The organism is Winogradskyella sp. PC D3.3, assembly GCF_054366245.1.
On record NZ_CM135962.1, the window covers coordinates 1,145,043 to 1,164,653 of the forward strand.

13 protein-coding genes are annotated in these 19,611 nt (G+C 34.5%); 6 read left to right on the forward strand and 7 right to left on the reverse strand.

Translation table 11 applies throughout. The features are described 5' to 3' along the window. Positions 1-29 precede the first annotated feature (29 nt). The gene (locus ACXGSQ_RS04995) at positions 30-1,571 is read left to right on the forward strand and encodes a glycine--tRNA ligase (RefSeq protein WP_458628529.1); all 1,542 of its coding nucleotides are present in this window, start codon (positions 30-32) and stop codon (positions 1,569-1,571) included. Positions 1,572-1,676: 105 nt separating this feature from the next. Here ACXGSQ_RS04995 and ACXGSQ_RS05000 read toward each other — a convergent pair whose 3' ends face one another. The 5 genes from ACXGSQ_RS05000 to ACXGSQ_RS05020 form a co-directional block, all read right to left on the reverse strand. Beyond that, positions 1,677-2,822, reverse strand: a complete 1,146-nt coding sequence (locus ACXGSQ_RS05000) for an efflux RND transporter periplasmic adaptor subunit (RefSeq protein ID WP_458628530.1) — start codon at positions 2,820-2,822, stop codon at positions 1,677-1,679. 2 nt (positions 2,823-2,824) lie between these two features. Beyond that, positions 2,825-7,147 (reverse strand): CusA/CzcA family heavy metal efflux RND transporter, encoded by a 4,323-nt coding sequence (locus tag ACXGSQ_RS05005; protein WP_458628531.1) that lies wholly within the window; start codon positions 7,145-7,147, stop codon positions 2,825-2,827. Positions 7,148-7,214: 67 nt separating this feature from the next. Beyond that, a complete protein-coding gene (locus ACXGSQ_RS05010; protein WP_458628532.1) occupies positions 7,215-7,604 on the reverse strand; it encodes a hypothetical protein in 390 nt (129 codons plus the stop codon). Positions 7,605-7,707: 103 nt separating this feature from the next. Continuing rightward, the gene (locus tag ACXGSQ_RS05015) at positions 7,708-8,745 is read right to left on the reverse strand and encodes a flavin-containing monooxygenase (RefSeq protein ID WP_458628533.1); all 1,038 of its coding nucleotides are present in this window, start codon (positions 8,743-8,745) and stop codon (positions 7,708-7,710) included. 92 nt (positions 8,746-8,837) lie between these two features. Then, positions 8,838-12,263 (reverse strand): hypothetical protein, encoded by a 3,426-nt coding sequence (locus ACXGSQ_RS05020; protein ID WP_458628534.1) that lies wholly within the window; start codon positions 12,261-12,263, stop codon positions 8,838-8,840. A gap of 112 nt (positions 12,264-12,375) precedes the next feature. On the opposite strand from ACXGSQ_RS05020, the gene ACXGSQ_RS05025 reads away from it, so the two are divergent. The 3 genes from ACXGSQ_RS05025 to ACXGSQ_RS05035 all read left to right on the forward strand — a co-directional run bounded on the left by ACXGSQ_RS05025 (position 12,376) and on the right by ACXGSQ_RS05035 (position 15,420). Further along, complete coding sequence (locus ACXGSQ_RS05025; protein WP_458628535.1) at positions 12,376-13,137, forward strand: exodeoxyribonuclease III; 762 nt, start codon at positions 12,376-12,378, stop codon at positions 13,135-13,137. 56 nt (positions 13,138-13,193) lie between these two features. After that, entirely contained in the window at positions 13,194-14,153 is a 960-nt protein-coding gene (locus ACXGSQ_RS05030) for an OmpA family protein (RefSeq protein ID WP_458628536.1), read from the forward strand. A gap of 229 nt (positions 14,154-14,382) precedes the next feature. Further along, positions 14,383-15,420: an aldo/keto reductase gene (locus tag ACXGSQ_RS05035; protein ID WP_458628537.1), complete on the forward strand. Its 1,038-nt coding sequence runs from the start codon at positions 14,383-14,385 to the stop codon at positions 15,418-15,420. A 61-nt stretch (positions 15,421-15,481) separates the two neighbouring features. On the opposite strand, the gene ACXGSQ_RS05040 is transcribed toward ACXGSQ_RS05035, so the two are convergent. Together ACXGSQ_RS05040 and ACXGSQ_RS05045 are read right to left on the reverse strand one after the other, a co-directional pair. Next, complete coding sequence (locus tag ACXGSQ_RS05040; RefSeq protein ID WP_115815785.1) at positions 15,482-15,952, reverse strand: Lrp/AsnC ligand binding domain-containing protein; 471 nt, start codon at positions 15,950-15,952, stop codon at positions 15,482-15,484. 90 nt (positions 15,953-16,042) lie between these two features. After that, positions 16,043-17,407, reverse strand: coding sequence for a saccharopine dehydrogenase family protein (locus tag ACXGSQ_RS05045; RefSeq protein ID WP_458628538.1), 1,365 nt, complete (start codon positions 17,405-17,407; stop codon positions 16,043-16,045). 81 nt (positions 17,408-17,488) lie between these two features. On the opposite strand from ACXGSQ_RS05045, the gene ACXGSQ_RS05050 reads away from it, so the two are divergent. Continuing rightward, entirely contained in the window at positions 17,489-17,878 is a 390-nt protein-coding gene (locus tag ACXGSQ_RS05050) for a DUF423 domain-containing protein (RefSeq protein WP_458628539.1), read from the forward strand. 65 nt (positions 17,879-17,943) lie between these two features. Next, positions 17,944-19,560, forward strand: a complete 1,617-nt coding sequence (pckA, locus tag ACXGSQ_RS05055; RefSeq protein ID WP_458628540.1) for a phosphoenolpyruvate carboxykinase (ATP) — start codon at positions 17,944-17,946, stop codon at positions 19,558-19,560. Positions 19,561-19,611: the final 51 nt, after the last annotated feature.

Consider the following 19,611-nt stretch of genomic DNA (forward strand, 5'->3'; position numbering starts at 1 on the left):
TCAGAGCGGTTTTCTATTTTTGCAGTATTATGGCAAACGAAGATCAATTTAAAAAAGTAATCTCTCACGCAAAGGAGTATGGTTACGTGTTTCAGAGTAGTGAAATCTACGACGGACTTAGTGCAGTATACGATTATGCTCAAAATGGAGTAGAATTAAAAAAGAATATAAGAGACTATTGGTGGAAAGCCATGGTACAAATGCATGATAATATTGTAGGTATTGATGCTGCAATATTTATGCATCCAACCACATGGAAGGCTTCTGGCCACGTCGATGCATTTAGTGATCCTTTAATTGATAACAAGGATTCTAAAAAGCGATATAGAGCCGATGTTTTAGTAGAAGATTATTGTGCTAAAATTGAAGCTAAAATTGAAAAAGAAGTTAAAAAAGCTGAAAAACGCTTTGGAGAGGCTTTTAATAAGGAAGAATTTGTTTCTACTAACGGACGTGTTGTTGGTTATCAAGAAAAAATTGATGCTATTTTAAAACGTTTAGGGCAATCTTTAGAAAAAGAAGATTTAGCAGACGTAAAAGCATTGATTGAAGAATTGGAAATTGCTTGTCCTGTAGCAGGAAGTCGTAATTGGACCGATGTTAAGCAATTCAACTTAATGTTTGGTACCAAACTAGGAGCTTCGGCAGAAACTGCGATGGACTTATATTTAAGGCCAGAAACCGCTCAAGGTATTTTTGTAAATTTCTTAAACGTTCAGAAATCAGGACGTATGAAGATTCCTTTCGGAATTGCACAAACAGGAAAGGCGTTTAGAAACGAGATTGTTGCAAGACAATTTATTTTTAGAATGCGCGAGTTTGAACAAATGGAAATGCAGTTTTTTATTAAGCCAGGCACACAAAAAGAATGGTTTGAGCACTGGAAAGAAACACGTATGAAATGGCATTTGTCACTCGGAATGGGTGAAGAAAACTACCGTTTCCACGATCATGAAAAATTAGCACATTATGCAGACGCTGCAACAGATATTGAGTTTAAATTTCCATTCGGATTTAAAGAATTAGAAGGTATTCACTCACGTACGGATTTCGATTTGAAACAACATGAGAAATTCTCTGGTAAAAAACTACAGTATTTTGACCATGAAGATAATGCCAGTTATACACCTTACGTTTTAGAAACGTCTATAGGTTTAGATCGTATGTTCTTAGCGGTGTTTTCAAACGCTTTAGTGGAAGAAGAATTAGACAACAATACCACTAGAACGGTTTTAAAATTACCAGCCGTATTAGCACCTACAAAAGCGGCAATTTTACCATTGGTTAAAAAAGATGGCTTACCTGAAGTGGCAAAACAGATTGTAGACGATTTAAAGTGGGATTTTAACGTTACTTACGATGAAAAGGATGCCGTTGGAAGACGTTACAGAAGACAAGATGCTAATGGAACACCATTTTGTATTACTGTAGATCATGATACTTTAGAGGATCAATCGGTTACCATTCGTCATAGAGACACTATGGAACAAAAGCGTGTTAAGATTGAAGATTTAAAAGATATCATTAAAGCAGAAGTTGATGTGAAGCATTGGCTAATGAAAATGAAGTAAAAAATGCCTTTTAAAAGGACTATCAAGGATAAAAAACGCCCAAACAATATTGTTTTGGGCGTTTTTAGTTTATAAAATTAATTGGTAGAAGAAATCTCTTATAAGTTAATGGCTATGTCCACCTTCACTTTCATTCATCAACATACCTATTCCTTTTACTAATATTTGCTTGTTTTTTAAATCTTCGGTATTTAAAACTTCCACAGCATCTTCGGTTTGTTTTCCTAAGTCTAATTTTACTTTTTGAAGCTGAAATTCTCCCTCTTTTTCTTCCTCTAAAACTAAGACATACGTATCATCGTCTAAAGAAACTAGAGCTTCTTTTGGCAAGCCCATCTTGTTGCTACGATCAGTAATAATTTCAGCTTCAACAAACATACCAACAATAAAGTGTTCATCTTCATTATCTACATGACCATGAACATGCACGCGTCTGCTCGCTTCATCAATGGTGGTGCCAACCAAATGGACTTCTGCATCAAAGGTGTCTTCTGAAGCTTCAGGAATTTGAAAACGAATGTTTTGCCCTTTTTTAACCTTCATAATATCTTTTTCAAAGACCATTAATTCTAAATGGATATGGTCGGTGTCTACAATTTCTAAAATTACATCACTAGGTGAAACATAGCTGCCATTACTTACATTTACGTTACTTACAGTGCCTGATAATGGTGCATATAGATTAATAGTTGAAGAAATTTGTCCTTGCACTACACGTTCTGGGCTAATATTCATCATTTGTAGTTTTTTGCGTAAACCATTATAATGCGCCAAATTGCTCTTGTATGCACTTTCGGCTTTGAGGTAATTTTTTTCTGATGTTATTTGCTCTTCAAATAAGGTTTTTTGTCGGTTGAATTCCGATTTCAAGTAATTCAATTGCTCGGCTACTTCTAAGTAATTTTGCTGAATTTCAACATACTCGGGATTTTCAAGCGTAACTAAAAGTTGTCCTTTTTTTACTTCACTTCCAATTAATAAAGGTGTTTTGGTAATATAACCACCTATAAAAGTAGAAATACTCGATTTACTTTGTGGAGGCACATCAATCATGCCGTTGACGTTTATGCTTTCGTTAAAATTGAATGTACGCAAGCGTCCAAACGCCATGTTTTCGCTTTCAAACTGAGCTTTTGTAATGCTGGTATAATCAGGTGCTGTAGGTGCAACTTCTGGTGTGCTGTTAGTTTCGTTACCGCAAGCCGTAAAAACAAATGCGAATAAGAGGATATAGATATATAGATATTTCATTTTTAAAAGATATTTAAAATAAGGTGATTAATGTTGATAACGGTTTGGTTGTAAGCGTTTAAGTTATCTAGATAAGACAGCTCAATATCTTTTGCCGTTTCGATACTTTGGATGTATTGGAAAAAGTCAATTTCCCCTTCTTTAAAGGTTCTGTTGGCTGTTTTTATGATTTCATTTTTTAAACGTTTGCCTTGTGTGTCGTAATAGTTAATGGCTTCTTCATACTTGTTTAAAGTCGTTAAAAGCGATTGGTATTCTGATGATAATTGCACTTTATAATCCTGTTTCTGTTCGGTTATAATTTCTTTAGCAATTTTTGAAGCTTTGATTTTTGAAGAATTCCCAAAGAAGAGTAACGGAATTTTTATCCCAAATTGATAGCCTCTAAGTTGATCATTCAACTGACTATTCGTGCCCTGAAAATACTCAAAACTTAGATCTGGTAAAAGACTTTGCTTTTCTGATTTATAAAGGGCATCTTGATAATTTTCAGCATGTTCAAAATAAAGTAATCCCGAATTATTGGTCAGCGAAGGACGATCTATAACAAGTTTTTCTAAATCTTGATCTATAATTGCAATGCTATCCACTTGCACAATAGCTTTTAATTGTTCTTTTGAAAAAGCCACATCTTGTAAGGCTTGTTTATAAAGGGTTTGCAATTGTTTTTGCTTAGATTGAGCTGTAATGGTTTCTAAATAATTGGTTTCCCCTAGCTCAAAACGGCGTTCTGATTTCTGTGCAAAATCTTGATACAAACTATCTAAAAACCGATAGGTTTCTGCACGTTGTTTAGCATAACGCAATTGATAATAGCTAGAATAGACTCGTTTTTTAACCTGTTGAAATTGGATATTATATTTCGATTCTTCTAAATGAATTAGAGCTTTATTTGCTCTTTTATCCGCAAAATAAACTGTAGGGAATTTAAAATCTTGGGCAATTCCGAAGACCTTTAAGGGCTCATTATTTATCGCTAGGTTATTTTGGTCATAATTATAATACAACCCTGTTTTATCAAAACTAAATGCGCTGCCAACGTAGGCTTCACTTTTTTCAATTTGTAAATTAGAGGCTTTTAAACTCGCATTATTTTCTATCGCTAAATTTAAAGTTTGCTCAACGGTAAGTTTAGATTGTGCATTGCCATTCCACATAAATAGAAAACCAATAATAGTTACGACTGCTGTTTTGTTAATTTTAAGAATGGTTTTCTTTTTATACCAGGTATATAATACCGGTAAAACAACTAAGGTTAGAAATGTTGCGGTAAATAAGCCTCCAATAACTACGGTGGCTAATGGACGCTGTACTTCAGCACCAGCGTTGGTAGAAATGGCCATGGGTAAAAAACCGAGTGCTGCGGCTGTAGCGGTTAACAATACAGGTCTTAAACGTTCGGTGGTACCTCGTTTTACTAAGGCTTCAATATCGTCCATGCCTTCTTCTTCGTGTAAGGCTTTAAAATGTTCAATGAGTACAATGCCATTAAGTACAGCAATACCAAAAAGGGCTATAAAGCCAACACCTGCGGAAATACTAAATGGTAAGTCGCGCATCCACAATAATAAAACACCACCAACAGCCGATAATGGAATTGCAGAATATACAATTAAAGCTTCTTTTATCGAATTAAATGCGAAATACAACAACACAAAAATTAATGCTAAGGCAATTGGGACTACTACGTAGAGACGGTCTTTAGCACTCTGAAGATTTTGAAACTGACCTCCATAAGTAATAGTATAGCCTACAGGAAGTTTTAATTGTGCATCAATAATTGCTCTAACATCTTCTACAACAGATTCTAAATCGCGATTTCTTACATTGATACCAACAACAATACGACGTTTTGTATCATCTCTTGATATTTGTGCAGGCCCTTTGGTGTATGTGATTGCTGCTAGTTCACTCAGAGGAATCTTACTACCATTGGGTACATCAATGTATAAATTTTGAAGACTTGCCAAATTTTTTCGACTAGTCTCGTTTAATCGAATGACTAGGTCGAAACGTTTTTCTCCTTCAAATACATTGCCAACAGTTTCGCCGGCAAATCCCATTGAAATAAGATGATTAACATCTGAAATGTTTAAACCATAACGGGCAATTTTATGTCGATTGAAAACTACGCTCATTTGTGGTAAACCTTCTACTTTTTCTACCGTAATATCGGAAGCACCTTTTACATTCTGCACTAAGGATTTTACTTCTTCAGCTTTTTTTGCTAAAATGGATAAATCTTCTCCAAAAATCTTAATAGCAACATCGGCTCTAACTCCTGTAATTAACTCATTAAATCGCATTTCTATAGGTTGGGTAAATTCGACTTCTAAACCTGGAATAATTTTTAAGGCTTCTTTAAATTTATCGGCTAATTCGTCTTTATTATCTGCTGAAACCCATTCTTTTTTGGGTTTGAGCTTAATAATAACATCACTTTCTTCCATAGACATAGGGTCGGTTGGAACTTCTGCGGCACCGATTCTGGTTACAACTTGGTCGACTTCAGGAAAATTGTCTAATAGAATCTGTTCTATTTTAGTAGTGGTCTCTATAGTTTTGCCAAGAGAAGTTCCTGTTTTAAGAACGGGTTGAATTACAAAATCACCTTCGTCTAAAGTCGGTACAAATTCGCCTCCCATTTTGCTGAATAAAAACACACTTGTGGCTAATAAAATTACGGAAAGAATAAGAACTGTTTGTTTGTGTCCTAAAGACCACTTAATAACAGGTTCGTAGCGTTTTTTGATGAAGTTCATCAGTCTTACCGATACGTTTTTTGAAGATGGCACACTTGGTTTCAAAAATAAAGAAGCCACCACAGGAACATAGGTTAAGCATAGAATCATTGCACCAATTAAGGCAAAACTAAAAGTGAGTGCCATGGGTCTAAACATTTTACCTTCAACACCACTTAAAGTTAAAATAGGAATGAAAACGATTAAGATGATTAATTGACCAAAAACAGCTGAATTCATCATTTTTGAAGCACTTTTCAGTGTAATGCTGTCAATTTCGGTCTGTTTAGCTTCTTTATTTAGGGTTTTTAGTTTGTCGCTTTCAGAGATAATTCGAAATGCAATGAACTCTACAATAATAACCGCACCATCAATGATAATCCCAAAATCGATGGCACCAAGACTCATTAAATTGGCATCCACTCCAAAGGTGTTCATCATGGAAATGGCAAATAAAAGACTCAAGGGAATTACAGAAGCAACGACCAAACCAGAACGTAAATTACCAAGTAATAAAACCACTACAAAAATAACGATGAGCGAGCCAAGGATTAAATTTTCTGAAACTGTAAAGGTGGTTTTGTTAATAAGTTCGCTTCGTTCTAAAAACCCATTGATGTAAACTCCTTCAGGTAGCGTCTGTTGAATAGAGGCGACGCGTTCTTTTACAGCATTAATAACAGCTTGAGAGTTTCCATCTTTAAGCATCATAATTTGCCCTAAAACTTTTTCGCCTTCTCCGTTTCCGGTAATAGCACCAAAACGTGTTGCACTGCCATACCCAACTTTAGCGACATCTTTAATATAGATAGGAGTTGAGGTGTTTTTTACCACTATATTTTCAATATCCGTTAAGGATTTTACCAAACCTTCACCGCGTATAAAAAAAGATTGATTGTTTTTTTCGATGTAACCTCCACCTGCCACACTGTTGTTTTTTTCTAGAGCATTATAGATTTCGGTGATTGAAATGTTCATGGCATTTAATTGTCTCGGATTAATAGCAACTTCATATTGCTTTAAAAATCCTCCCCATGTATTTACTTCAACCACTCCTGGAATTCCTGAAAGTTGTCGTTTTACTAACCAATCTTGAATGGTTCTTAAATCCGTTGCTGAATACTGATTTTCATAACCTGGCTTTACATCTAAAATGTATTGATAAATTTCTCCTAAACCTGTGGTAATAGGCCCCATTTCTGGGCTGCCAAAGCCTTCGGGGATTTTTTCTGAAGCCGACTTAATTTTTTCGGCAATAAGTTGTCTAGGTAGGTAGGTGCCCATTTCATCTTCAAAAACAATGGTAACTACGGATAACCCAAATTTAGATACAGAACGAATTTCTTCTACTCCCGGTAAATTAGCCATTTCTAATTCTACCGGATAGGTAATAAACTGTTCTACATCTTGCGTGGATAAATGGCGTGATGTGGTAATAACTTGTACTTGATTGTTGGTGATATCTGGAACAGCTCCAATAGGAATTTGACTTAACGATAGTATTCCGAAACCAACAATAAGAGCTGTAAATAGAAATATAATCAGCTTGTTTTTTAAGCTGAACTTAATAATGTATTCTAGCATAATTCATAAATATTAAAATATAATGGATGACTGTTTATAGGAAAACAGAATTATAGTCTAAAGTGAATTATGCGAACTTGGGTGGTTGAAAAACAGAAGTTTTTTCGAAGTTAGTATGTGGTTCTGTGTAATAAAAGTTGAAAGGGATCTCGGTGAAGTCGTGTTGTGTAAAATCAAAAACAACAGTAAAATCTATAAAATGTATACTTGTATGTGAACATAGATGATGTGCATCTTTAAAAGGTAAATCTTTATGTTCTTTGTGATCATCTTGGTGATTGTCTTTTACGTTACCATAATGTTCTGCTAAAAACTGAAAAAAAGTATCACCATACATTTCTTTATGAAACTCAGCGTGATCCAATAAAACACTAAACTTAGAAAGATCTTCTATGCCTATATTGAAACTTTGAACAAGAATCATAAGTGAATATGTAAACGCAACTAGCTTACTCATAACGAATGCTAAGATACAAATTTTTGGATGTAGTTATGTAATAAAGGTTACATGGACTAAAAATAAGTTTTCAACGTAACAATAACGTAATACGTTTTTTATTTTATTGTAAAATCTTATGAGCTAAATATGTAGCGTCTTTTTTGATACCGCCTAATGTGGCAGAACCTCGTGTATGCAACCATGGTAATCCAATAAAATAGAGCCCTTTTGTGGTGCTAAGACCTCTATGATGTTTTGGGTAGCCGTCAGCAGTAAGCTCTAAATTCTCTATCCATTCAAAATTAGGTTTATAGCCCGTAGCCCAAACTATGTTTTTAATATCAGTAAGTTCTGCTGTTACCGTTTTTATAGTGTTTAACTCAGCATCCACGGTATGGCCAACCAGAGTTATGTTATTGCGTTTTATAATCGTTTTTACGTCCGTACCAATTATCGGTTGCTTAGATTGATTAATTTTTTTTCCAATCCATGAGTTTTTACTAAAATTTAGAAACCCTGTTTTTGTAAACCACCACCATAATGTCTTACCTAAAAATTCTTGAGGAAGAGTTCTAATAGCTGTACTCCCTGAAAAATAAGTGGTATTGGATGTGTTTCTAGAGATCTCATCCAAAATTTGAAAACCACTATCTCCTCCACCAACAACCAAAGTAGAACCTTTTTGTAACTGATCTGAGTTTTTGTAATAATTACTATGTACCTGATAAATGGTGTCTGAAATCTTATTGTGAAACTTTGGAGTGTACGGAATATGAAATGGGCCTGTAGCTATAATAACATGCTTGCAAGTAATTTCCTGTTGATTCGTTTTTATGATAAAATGAGTGTCCTTTTTTTTAATATATTTCGCAAGGGTGTTTAATTGAACGGGGAAATCAAATGCCTCTACATATTTTTTAAAATATGCGGCCACTTCATATTTATCGGGATAATGTCCTTTAGGTGCAGGGAAAGGCATTCCGGTTAAATGATTAAATTCAGTAGGCGTAAATAATTTTAAAGAATCCCAACGATTAAGCCAAGATGCTCCAATTTCGTCTTCTCGGTCAATTATTAAAAAATCGTTTTGATTTTGTTTTAAAAAATAAGCCATAGAGAGACCTGCTTGTGCAGCACCTACAATTACAAAGTCTTTCATTACTGTGTTTTGTTGTTATTCTGGGAGTATACCAATTTAAACGGTCCTACACAAATTGTAAAGGCACGTATTTAAAAGTGTTTTAGACTTTTTTAGAAATAAGCCTTTAACTGAACGGTTCCGGTATGTATCATTTTAGAGGTTTCCGATTTTCGTCCAAAATAATTCAAATTCAAATCTAAGTATTTAGTCAATTTTTTCTGTACTAATAAACTCCAAGTAAAGTTTTTTCCAGGTTGTAAGCCTTCGAGCATTTGGTAGGCAACAGGTGAATTGGCATTACCTTCAAATTCATTTTGAAAGAAATTAAATGCTCCTGTTAATGCAATTTTTTGAACGTTATTATAAGTAAAGGATAAGCCGTAGTTACTCTGAGCTAAGGTTTCTAAACTTCCAATGGTATTGTCTTTGGAGGTGTATTGGTAGAAAATATCGAATTGCGCATTGTCATTAAATAGATACGATAGTTTGGGCTGAAATCGAGTTTCGTCAATATTGAAATTTCGATTGCTAAAATTTTCGCTTATACTTTCATTACTACCAAAACTACTCAACATATTTGCTAGCCAATTTGTAGAGAATTTATGATTGAAATTCAGTTGATGGCTGGTTAATTTGTTTTCTTGAAATCCTATAGATAATAAACTTCGGCTGGTATTGGTTAGAAACGTATAAGAAGTGGTGTAATGTTGTTTTCCTTTATTGTAAAACAGTACGTTTCGTACACTATTGTTTAAGGCTAATTGATTGTTTTCGTCATTTTTAAAAGGATTAAGGTTAAAATTATTGCCTTCACGTTTTATTTTTCGGTCAATTAAATACGATGTTTGATTGTAGAAATGAGAAAAGAACTTTTTCGTTTTGTTTTCAGATGTACTCCATTGCTGTGTGTTAAGCGTTAAGGTTTGACTCAGTCGGTTTTGATGCGTACGTACAAAAACTTGATTAGGCAATAATACTCTGATATAGCTTCCTTGATCTGCAAATTGAGCAATTTCAAATTCATTTAATTCTTGAATTCCATTCTCATTGTAATCAATCCATGTGTAGGCACCTTGACCAGCCTCTACTTCAACATAAGTAAAATCTTGTTGAGGTAAAGTCCCTGAATTGGTTTCAAAACTGGTATTCCATAAGATAAGGTTATTAAATAGTTTCTGATTAAAATTTAAGCGGCTATTTAAACTTTGCTCGTCTTCTATGCTGTTATCTTCTGATTTTAAATCTCTATAGTTTACAAAGAGCTGAAGATTGGTGTTTTTATTCTGAATTAATCGCGATTTTAAATAATAGGTGTTTGAATTGTTCACACGTTCCAAAGTATTGTTTCGTAAACTATCATTAAAACGCTTAATATAACCCACTTCTGCAAATACTTTGGTGCTATCTCCAACACCAATAAATGCTTCATAGGATTTATATTTTTGACTTAAAGGCGTTAAAGAATCTGTAGTAATATCGCGTTGTTCATTATCTTCTATTCCTAGTTTTGCTCCAACCCATTTGTTGTTTTTTCCGTATACGACGCGATTAAAAGAGCGTAAAAATGTGGAACGATTAATAGTGCTTTCATTATTTAAGATGCTCGAATTGGAAAAAATTCTAAAATTACCTAAACGTAAATTGGTAGTGATTTGATGTCGGTTACCATTAAAGTTTTCGGAGTAGTTTAAATGTTCAAAATTATACGTTGCGGTACCTTTTTGTGAATGTGACAATCGCAATCCTGTGGTCAATAATAATTGATTACCATAGTTGATATTTCCTTGGTCCGTTTCGGAAGTCTCTAAATTCCAATCGCGGCTAAATTCTGCTCTATACAAACGTTGGATGGTATTAAAATCTTTTTGTATAAAATCAGCATCAACGAGAGCTGATAAATTCCATAGACTATCCGTTTGGATAACCTTTTGATTTAAGGTGAATTTTCCTGCATAGCCATCATTATTGGTGTCATCTATACTTGAAAATAAATTGTCGTCTTTTTTGCTTCCTGCCAATTCAAAAAAGATATCTGTTTTTTCAGAAGGTTTGTATTGCCCGTTAACAACGGCAATCTGTAAACGTTCTGGCGCAATTAATTGCACAATTGGGTCATAATTTCCTTGTGGTATGCCTGCGATTGGAGGAACATATTCAAAAATATTACTAATTGCCGTAGAATTACTTAAAACGTAGTTTCCTTGATTGGTACCTACTAAAGTAAAGCGTACATTAAACAATTCGTCCTCTGGATTATTAGAGAAGACGAATATTTCTTCAGATCCTAGGGTTTCTTTTTTATATAAAATTCGGTTTTCAGAGTATGATGCTTCTGTTGCAGAAGGTGCGGTCATTAAACTGGTATTGTCACCTGCCGCTGCTAAAATTTGAGTTTGTTCTGTAGAAAGGTTTTGTTGTAAGGGTTGATTTTTAGCGTCGCTTTCAGAATAAACGGACACGTTAAGCTTTAAGGTTTCGGTCTCAAAGTTGGCTCCACCAAAAATCGTAAATCTTGAATAATTACGCTCACTAAATTGGTAGTCCACTGTTATTCGCATTTCGGAAGTAATGGGGAATGTAGAGTTGAAAATAATTTCTCCTGCGTTATAATCTATGATATAATCGTTGTTTTCTCCGCGTTCTAAAGGGACTCCATTTACATAAACGGTTTCACTACCAGATACGACAAGAACATACAATTCATTGTTTGAACCGCGTAATTTGTAAGGACCTTGATTGCCTTCTTGAGCTGTAAATTGTGTGGTCGTAAATTGACCACGAACCAAGGCACCAGAGGCAAAAACAGAGGTTTTGTCGCTTATATTGGCATTCACCAATAAACCTTGTACACGTTTTGAAAAATTAGCAAAATAACTTTTAGTATTCTCTAAATCGATGTCTCCTGCTCGTATGTTCCAATCGTCGCTAAATAGCTCTATAAACACTTGGTCAAATTCGTCTAAACGTTGTGAATAACCACTTTCTTGTAGCGGAATATTGGCATCTTGAATGGATGCTCTTAATGATACTTTATCACTTAGTTTTCCTGAAATCTGTAAATCGAGTTCACTATTTAATACAGAATTTTGATTGTTTCCAATGGTTACTCCTCTCGAAATACTACCAGATGTTGTTAAGCCATCAAATGGAGTAAAGGTGTTCTTTTTTGTGGTGTTTTGAAGCGTGTATAATTGCTGAAATTCCGAAGAGCGTTCTATAACAACCGCATCATCGAGTTGTTTGTATACCTTGGTTAAGAAATTAGGATAACGTAAATAATCTATGGTAATGGTATCAATTTTTGTCGGTTGCTTAAAACGTAATAGTGCTTTTGCAAAATCAACAACGTACAGTGTGGAATCTAAGATGATGTTATCTTTTGTTCGCACTGTAAATTGCGACGGATTAATACTAACAGAGTCAATTTGAATAGAATCTTTAACCGCGACTTTCTTTTGCCTAAAATTGCTATGCTGTTCTTGGGAATAGCCCAAAAAGGAAGATAGAATTAATAGAAAAAATAGCGAATTCTTCATGTAGAATAATAACTGCTGAAAGCTTAAAATATTTTATCGTTAAAAGGAGCTTAAAATAATGGTGTAAAAGTAGCGTATTATTTAATTTAGCAATTAATCAGAATATGACGAAATGAAAATAGTATCCTATAATGTAAATGGAATCAGAGCTGCTGTAAATAAGGGCTTTGTAGAATGGCTGAAAGCAACAGATCCTGATGTGGTTTGTTTGCAAGAAATTAAAGCGATGGAAGATCAACTCGATCTTAATTTGTTTACCGAAGCGGGTTACAATTTTAACTATTGGTTTAGTGCACAGAAAAAAGGCTATAGTGGTGTTGCCATGCTGTGTAAAACAGAACCTAATCACATCGAATTTGGTACAGGAATAGAATCTATGGATTTTGAAGGGAGAAATATCAGAGTCGATTATGATGATGTTTCCGTAATGAGTATGTATTTGCCGTCTGGTACTAACGACGCGAGATTATCGCATAAGTTTGAATATATGAATCTTATTCAACAGTATTTAACGGAGCTTCAAACGGAAAAGCCAAATCTAGTTGTTTGTGGCGATTATAATATTTGTCACGAAGAAATCGATATTCATAACCCTAAAATGAAAGGTGTTTCAGGGTTTTTACCAGAAGAACGGGAGTGGTTAGGTGCGTTTATTGATAGTGGATTTATCGATAGTTTTAGATATTTGCACCCAGAGCGTCAGGAATATTCTTGGTGGAGCTATAGAGCAAACTCTAGAGCCAATAATAAAGGTTGGAGATTAGATTATGCCATGGTAAGCAAACCATTACAAGAAAAAATAAAACGCAGCGTTATACTTACGGAAGCAGTGCACAGTGATCATTGCCCGATTATGCTTGAATTGGATTTATAAGTTTTAATTTTAAGCATTTACAATAAAGATTAATACACAAAAACAGCCTCAAAATTATGATTAAAAAACTTTCAATTTTAGTATTAACAATAACACTTTTTTCATCTTGTGTTTCAAAGAAAATCTACACAGATCTTGAAGATAAATACGCAGACCTTAAAAAGGAAAATCGTAGTATGTCAGATGAAGTTGAAGAGTTAACTAAGCAAAACACATCGCTCAACAATAGTTTGGAGCAATTACAATCGGCCTACGACGCTGCTGTTGCTGATCGTGATAAGCTTCAGGCGGATTATGCCGCAGCCAAAACAAATCTTGAAACTTTAAAAGCGTCCTACAAAGCTCTAGAAGAAAATAGTTCGGCATCAATTGCAAAAAACTCACAAAAAAACAGAGAGCTTTTGGCGCAGTTAGAGGCTAAAGAACAAGCGTTAGCAACAGAAAATGAACGCTTAAAGACTCTGAAACAAGAATTAGAAAGTCGCTCGCAACGTGTGGCAGAATTAGAAAATGTTATTGCCTCAAAAGATGCGGCAATGCATAAATTAAAAGATGCCATCTCTAAAGCCTTAACTAATTTTGAAGGTAAAGGTTTAACTGTTGAGCAGCGCAATGGGAAAGTTTATATTTCTATGGAAAATAAATTGTTATTTGAGTCAGGAAGTTGGTATGTTGGTGCGCAAGGAAAGCAAGCGGTAAAACAATTAGGAAGTGTTTTAGCTGAAAACCCTGAGATCTCAGTTTTAATTGAAGGCCATACGGATAATGTCCCATATAAAGGTAACGCACAATTAAGTGGCAACTGGGATTTATCTGCAAAACGTGCTACGGCCATTGTAAATATCCTTAGAGAGAATGATGCTATTAATCCTGAAAATTTAACTGCGGCAGGTCGTGGAGAATTTGCACCAATCGCTTCAAATGAAACAGCAGAAGGAAGAGCTAAAAACAGACGAATCGAAGTGATTTTAACGCCGAAATTAGATGAGATTTCTAAATTATTGAATGAGATATAACAAATTCTTGCAAACGCAGGAACCCTTAGGTTATAAACCTTAACAAACATTTAGACCTCACAAGTTGTTATTACCTGTGAGGTCTTCTTATTTTTGTTTGTCATGTTGGGTTAAGTATTATTAAATGCAAAATATCTTTTGCTTAAAGATAGCTTAGGTAGTAAGTCGAAACCCAGATAAGAAAATTAAGTATCATTAAAATGAGATTCCTGCTTTCGCAGGAAGTGCTATGAAATACACAACACTACCAAACACGGATATAAAGGTTAGTAAAATTTGCCTTGGCACTATGACTTGGGGTAACCAAAATACTCAAAATGAAGGGTTTTCTCAAATGGATTTTGCTCTAGATAAAGGAGTTAATTTTTTTGATGTTGCCGAATTATATCCCGTGCCTGCAACGAAGGAAACCTATGCAGAAACCGAACGTATTATTGGGAATTGGTTTGAAAAAACAGGTCACAGAGATAAAGTGGTTTTAGCTACAAAAATTGCTGGTACCGGAGATTATACAGCACATATTAGAACTAATGGTTTTAGTAAAGACGCCCTTAATGATGCGGTAAATAATAGCTTAAAGCGTTTAAAAACGGATTATATTGATTTGTACCAATTACATTGGCCAGAGCGTAGTACTAATACTTTTGGAGTACGAGATTATAAGCATAATCCTAATGATAAATGGGAAGATAATTTTAATGAAATTCTTCACAATTTAGATGCGATTATAAAATCGGGTAAAATAAGACAAGTCGGTATTTCTAATGAAAAAGCTTGGGGAACCATGCGCTATTTAGAAGCATCTAAAAACCATAATCTGCCAAGAATGATAACGATTCAGAACGCATATTCACTTATATGCCGATCATTTGAAGGGGATTTAGCAGAAGTTGCCCATAGAGAACATATAGGTTTATTGGCGTATTCTCCTTTAGCATTTGGAGTTTTATCTGGTAAATACATAAAAGGCACAGCAGCAAAGAATGCACGTTTAAACGTGTATTCTCATTTTTCACGATATAATAGCGCTAATGCTACAGAAGCAACAAAACGCTATTTAAAGATCGCTGAAGCTAATGGTATGTCTTTAGCTCAAATGGCTTTAGCGTTTGTAAATGAGCGTCCTTTTTTAACAAGTAATATTATTGGGGCTACAAACCTTAATCAGTTGGAAGAAAATATCGAGAGTATTAATATCTCCTTATCTAATGAGGTTATGAAAGCGATAAATGCAGTACATGCAGAGATACCTAATCCTGCAACATAATTTAGTTTTATATAAAACTAGGTTAGCATGCTTCTATGAGGTGGGCTTTTTTATATAAAACTTAAATTTTAATCTGCCGATTAATTTGTTCTTGTAAAGAAATAAACGTCTCAGTTCTAGAAACTCCTTTTATGCTTTGTATTTCAGAATTAAGGACGTGCATTAAATGCTCATTGTCTTTAGATAGTATTTTAATAAAAATAGACCAATTACCAGTGGTGTAATGACATTCTATAACTTCAGGAATTTTTTGAAGTTGCTTTACGGCCTCAGGATTACTAATGGCTTTGTCGAGATAAACGCCTACAAAAGCCATGGTAGTATAACCTAAAGCTTTGGGATTAATAATGAATTTGGAACCGGCTAAAAGTCCAGATTTTTCTAGTTTCTTTAAACGTTGGTGAATAGCTGCGCCAGATATTCCAACATTTCGAGCGATTTCAAGAATTGGTGTTCTGGCATCTTCCATTAATGCACGCAGTATTTTTTTATCAATACCATCGATATAAATACCATTATCGTTAATCTTCATGAATTTAGATTCTAATAATTTGAAAGCTAAAGATAGAAAAAGCGTTTCAATTTGAAACGCTTTGATTCTTTAATCTATATCATTCTTTCTTTAAATACTTAAAGGATTGTAGCCTAAATAAGGCACTTCATGCTCTTTAAAGACAATATCATAAGATTCTAATTCCTTTAAAATTGGAGTATAAACCTCTTTTGTAATTGGAATTTGAACTCCTGGAGTTTTAATTTTACCGTTAAGAATCGCTAAAGTTGCAATCGCTACTGGTAAACCTACGGTTTTTGCCATTGCTGTATAGGTTTGATCTTGACCAAGGGTTACCATAGTAGCATCAATTTGGTGTTTTTTACCATCTAATTCGTATCCGAATTTATGATACATTACAATCATATCCTTATCTTGTTGACTAAGTGTCCAACTATCCATTAAGATTTTCTGAAGAATTTGAGCAGGCGTACCTTTATCAAGTTCTACCATCTTTTTTGGATTAAAAATATCGAGTTCTAAAAACTTATCCCAAACGATGTCATCTTGATCAATTTTAAGGGCATGTCTAAATTTAAGCTCTACAGAATCGGTTGGGCTATATGGTAAAAATGAATTAACAAAATCGCGATAACTCATATTAATGCTGTCATCAATGGTGTAACTATCATCTGTCATTCCTAATTGAACAAAGGCATTCCAAGCTCTACTAAAGCCAACGCGTCTAATAGTTCCACGATATAAAGTTTTAACATGGTCTAAACCATAAACTTTTTGGTATTTTAAAGAATCTCTGTTGGCATAGCCCTCAAAACGTCCGTAACCTTCAACATCTAAAAATTCGGTACGTCTAAATAAACGATTATAAGGAATGTACTTAAATTGGTTTTCCTGTAAAAATTTAGCAGCACCACCTTGTCCTGCAAGTACAACGTTTCTAGGATTCCAAGTAAATTTATAATTCCAAAGGTTATTATCACTTTCAGGGGCAACTAAACCACCTGTAAATGATTCAAATAAAATCAATTTGCCTCCTTTAGCTCTAATACGGTCAATCACGTGCATTGCACTCATATGATCTACACCGGGATCTACGCCAATTTCATTCATAAAAATAAGATTATTGGCTTTAGCATCGGCATCTAAGGCTTGCATTTCTGGACTGACATAAGATGCGGTAACCATATTCTTTTTGTAAGTAATACAGTCTTTGGCTACTTCAATATGAAAACGCGCAGGCAGCATTGAAACGACAATATCTGCTTTTTTAACGGCAGCAACTCTAGATTCGGCATTAAAGACATCCAAATGAATAACATCTGTATTGGGATGAGATCCAACCAGCTTTTTAGCGTTCTCTACATTGAGATCTCCAATGGTAATATGAAGCTTTTCGGTTTGTGAATTGTCAAGTAAATATTTTATAAGATAAGAACACGATTTTCCTGCTCCAATGATTAATATGTTTCGCATAATGGGTTTATATAACTAATTTTGTATTCTACGAAAGTAAGAAATACAAAAGGCAATCAAAACCGAAAGCATATTTTAATTATGAACAAGACATTATTAATTACAGGAGCGATTTTAGGAATTTTGGGTATTATTTTAGGTGCTTTCGCAGCGCATGGTTTAGAGAAATTGGTGGATGCAGATGCTATTAAATCGTTTGAAACTGGAGTGCGGTATCAAATATATCACGCGTTTTTTCTTTTAATTGTAGGCAGTACATCAATAGTGCAATTAAAAACAAAAAAAAGTATCTTTTATATGGTGCTTTTGGGAGTTTTATGCTTCTCAGGTTCTATTTATGGATTGGCTACAAATGCGCTTTCTAGCTTTGATTTTAAGACCATTGCACTCATTACTCCGTTAGGTGGGTTACTATTAATTATGGCTTGGATATTACTGTTAATAGGTATAATTAGAAATAAGATGGATTAATGTTAATCAAAGTCGTTGTTTCAAAATAATATTTTAGTTTTGCAGAACTAAACAACACAAATATTATGGCAAATCATTCCCAATCAACGAAATCGATTTCGTTGGATCAATATGGAATTAAAAATGCAACAGTTAATTATCAATTATCTTCAGATGAACTTCATGCTGAAACCATTGCTAAAGGCCAAGGAGTAGAATCTTCTTCGGGTGCTTTAGCGGTTAATACAGGTGAGTTTACGGGTCGTTCTCCAATGGATAGATTCATTGTGAAGGATGATGTCACTAAAGATAGAGTTTGGTGGGGAGACATCAACATTCCGTTTGACAGTGATAAGTTTCAAAAACTTTACGACAAAGTAGCTGATTATTTGTCTGAAAAAGAAATTTATGTACGTGATAGTTATGCTTGTGCAGATGAAGATTACAAGTTAAATATTAGGGTCATTAATGAATACCCTTGGTGTAACATGTTTGCACATAACATGTTTTTAAGACCAACGGAAGAAGAATTACAAGACTTTACACCCGAATGGACTGTGGTAAATGCTCCAGGTTTTATGGCCGACCCTAAAGTTGATGGTACACGTCAACATAATTTTGCGATTTTAGATTTTACGCGTAAAATTGCTTTAATTGGAGGAACAGGGTATACTGGTGAAATTAAAAAAGGCATCTTTTCAGCTTTAAACTTCATACTTCCTGTTTATAAAAATACATTACCAATGCACTGTAGTGCTAATGTTGGTAAGAATGGTGATACAGCAATTTTCTTTGGCTTATCTGGAACGGGAAAAACAACGCTTTCTACAGATCCTAATCGTAGTTTAATAGGTGATGATGAGCATGGTTGGACAAAAGAAAATACCGTGTTTAATTTTGAAGGAGGTTGTTATGCTAAAGTCATCAACTTGTCTCAAGAACAAGAACCTGAAATTTATGCAGCGATTAGAAAAGGTGCAATTTTAGAAAATGTAATCATGGATGATAAAGGCAATGTTGATTTTGCTGATACATCTATTACACAAAACACAAGAGTAAGTTATCCAATTTATCACATTGATAATATTAGAAAACCGTCTATAGGAAGCAATCCAAAAAACATCTTTTTCTTAACGGCAGATGCGTTTGGTGTGTTACCTCCAATTTCTAAATTAACCCCAAGTCAGGCCGCATACCATTTTATTTCTGGTTATACAGCTAAAGTTGCGGGTACAGAAGCAGGTGTCGTAGAGCCAGTGCCAAGTTTTTCTGCTTGTTTTGGCGCTCCTTTTATGCCTTTACATCCAACTGAATATGCTAAAATGCTAAGCCAAAAAATGAAAGAGGCTGGTGTAAATGTATGGTTGGTTAATACAGGATGGACAGGTGGTCCTTATGGTGTTGGTACACGTATGAAGTTAAAGTACACACGTGCTATGATTAATGCCGCTTTAAATGGAGACTTAAACGATTATACTTATGAAGATTATCATATACACTCTGTCTTTGGAGTGGCTCAACCAAGAACTTGTCCTGGAGTACCAACAGAAGTGTTAAGTCCAAGAACAACTTGGGATGATGATGATGCTTATTATACTATGGCATTTAAATTATCTAATGCCTTTAGAGAGAACTTTAAAAAGTACGAATCTTATGCTTCTGAAGAAATAAGACGTGGTGGTCCACAACGTTATGCTTTTTAAGGATAACTGAAGTTGTCAATAAAAAAAAGCGATTCTAAATTTAGAATCGCT